The sequence below is a fragment of the bacterium genome (assembly GCA_021158245.1).
Classification (GTDB): Bacteria; Zhuqueibacterota; QNDG01; order QNDG01; family QNDG01; genus QNDG01.
In genome coordinates this window covers 1-2,714 of the sequence record JAGGVB010000012.1, presented here as the reverse complement: position 1 = coordinate 2,714, position 2,714 = coordinate 1, and the positions used below count along the sequence as shown (strand labels likewise).

Here is a 2,714-nt window from a genome sequence, read left to right as displayed (position 1 = left end):
TATTGATTTTACGGAGGATATATTTTTTTCCTGTACCAGACTGATTATATACTAAAAGGTATGTATCATTGATATGGCCGTTTCCAAAGGGTTCTGCTTTGAGAATACTGCCGTTAATTCTGAAATGGGCTATAATATCTTTTATTTCCATGTCTGTTACACCTGCAGTTATAATTAATCAAACCTTTATGCAGAAATATAATCAATTCGCCGGATTCAAACAATTAATTTTATATTTGAGATCAAACGGTTATTTTTTACCGGGTCTGTTGGTCCAAACTAACTGTTGTGCAGTATATCTGCTGTCCGATAAATTAACTTATAAACAAACCTTATTTATAAAAATAATATAAACAGATAGATAGGTATAAATGTAAGTATATGGATTGCTGGCTCATATTAAAAATAATTGGCATTAATTTTGTTGTTATTTAATCCTGACAGCAGGAATTTCAAATAATTTAATAGTCAGACGATTCTTATGCATGATTTCAGTGTTCGCAAATAATGAATCTTAAAACAAGAAAGGTTCCGGCTATGCTTCAAAATTTAAGACTGAAAATCAGGATGCTTATCCTGATCCTTGGTATTAATATTGTTATGCTTGTTATTGTTTTCGGCATCTATTACGGGTTTGTGAAAAAAATTATTATTACGGAAACCCAGCAGAAAGCAATGAAAGAAGTTGAAGGGGTTAAATCGAATCTTGAGGCATATCTTGAAAAGAAATCCGAGATTGCCTGGACTTTTTGTCAGGATACTTATATAAAATCATGGCTCAAAAAAAATAACATCAGGAGAGCCACCCGGAACACGGATCCTGAATACGGAAGGATCATTGACCAGCTTAAATTATACGTAAAAAATGACGGAGATATCAGGACTGCTTTTATTGCAAGTCAGAAAACAAAATGGTACTATGAGAGTGCAGAGCGGCCTATAGGGGACGATTACAATGTTGTAACACGGCCGTGGTATAAAAGGACTGTACAATTGGGCCGCCTTTGTTATGATGTTGACGTTGATGTTGTTGATAATACAGCTGCCGCCAATATCAGAATACCCATTTACGATGATACTGACGGAAAACTTCTCGGCGTGGGAGGAGTGGATTTCAGTTTGCAGTTTTTTAACGAATTGGTAAAAAAACTTGGCGGTGTGTTTAAAACAGGACAATCGTATTTAATTGGAGGAGATGGAAAATTTTATTATCATCCTGATCCTGAATATATTCTAAAAGGAAGTATTAATGATTTCAAAGATAACGGCCATAATTTTCAAAATCTGGAAGAAGTTAAAACCAGAATTCAGAACAATGAAAAGGGTATTTCAGAAGTAGTGATGTTCGGGGAAAAAAGATACATGATATACACTCCTATAGAAAAATTGGGATGGAGCCTGGTTCTTAGCGTATCTGTTGATGAAATTAACAGCCCTATTATGCGTTTAACCAGGATATCCATGTTTATTATGATTATTACAGTTATTTTCCTGACTATTGCAATCCTGTTTATTACAGGCACTATTTCGCGTCCTGTTAACAACATTGTAAATATGCTTAAAGAGATAGCTGAAGGAGAAGGGGATCTGACCAAAAAACTTAATGTATCAACAAAAGATGAAATAGGAGAACTGGCCGGCTGGTTTAATACTTTTGTGGACAGAGTGCGTTCAATTGTTGCGAGAGTGCGTGAAAATGCCGGAGAAGTCGAAAGGACTGCACATGAAATGAGTGTTACATCTTCCGAATTTGCAAATGGTATTGAGAATCAGACTGCACAGTTAAATGAAGTGGTTGTAAGCATTCAGCAGATGACAACTGCAATAGTGGAAAATTCTAAAAATGCAGTACAAACTGCCAAAGTTGCCGGAGAAGCCAGCTCTAAAGCAAATGAAGGGGCTGCTTCAATGCTTGATACTAAACAAAATATGGATAACATTGTAGAGACTGCAATTAAAACAGGGGATGTTATTAATTCCCTGACAAACAGAGCAGGACAGATCGAAGAGATAATACAGGTTATTAATGACATTGCAGATCAGACAAACCTGCTCGCTTTAAATGCTGCTATTGAAGCTGCAAGAGCAGGAGAGCAAGGCAGAGGTTTTGCAGTTGTTGCAGATGAGGTACGTAAGCTGGCAGAGCGTACAACCAAAGCAACCGCTGAAGTGGGTAGCACGATTAAGGCAATTCAGGATGATACCAAACAGGTATCTGAATCTATGCAGGAAGTAAACAGAGTTGTTGACAGCGGCAAAAAAGCGACACAAAAAACAGAACAAGTCTTAAATGAAATAACCAGTGCTGTAACACAGGCTATGGATATGATAAATCAGATTGCTGCAGCAACAGAACAGATGAGTACAGGTGCTGAACAGATATCAAAAAATATTAACGGTATAAGCCACATTGTTAATGAATCTAAAAACGGCGCTGTTGAGATTGCCAGCGCTGTTGAGAAACTGAACAGACAGTCGGAAATACTTTTCGGTCTGGTAAATACTTTTAAAATTAACGATGACGAAACAGGCGTAAAAGATATTTAATAATATTTAATTTTCAGTAATAAAAATTTATTATTTCCTGGCAAAATAACACCGATTGGTTCCGAATCTCCTTGAATATGTTTATTCTGTTCCCTAAATTCATAGAACAGCTGTGTAGTGCGGGACAGATGAAAAATGAAAATTTTACTCATAGACAATTACGATTC

1 protein-coding gene is annotated in these 2,714 nt (G+C 36.2%); it reads left to right on the top strand.

What is annotated here, in order from left to right; all coding sequences use genetic code 11:
* The first annotated feature begins 507 nt into the window (after window positions 1-507).
* Complete coding sequence (locus J7K93_00745) at window positions 508-2,547, top strand: methyl-accepting chemotaxis protein (protein ID MCD6115516.1); 2,040 nt, start codon at window positions 508-510, stop codon at window positions 2,545-2,547.
* Window positions 2,548-2,714 lie beyond the last annotated feature (167 nt).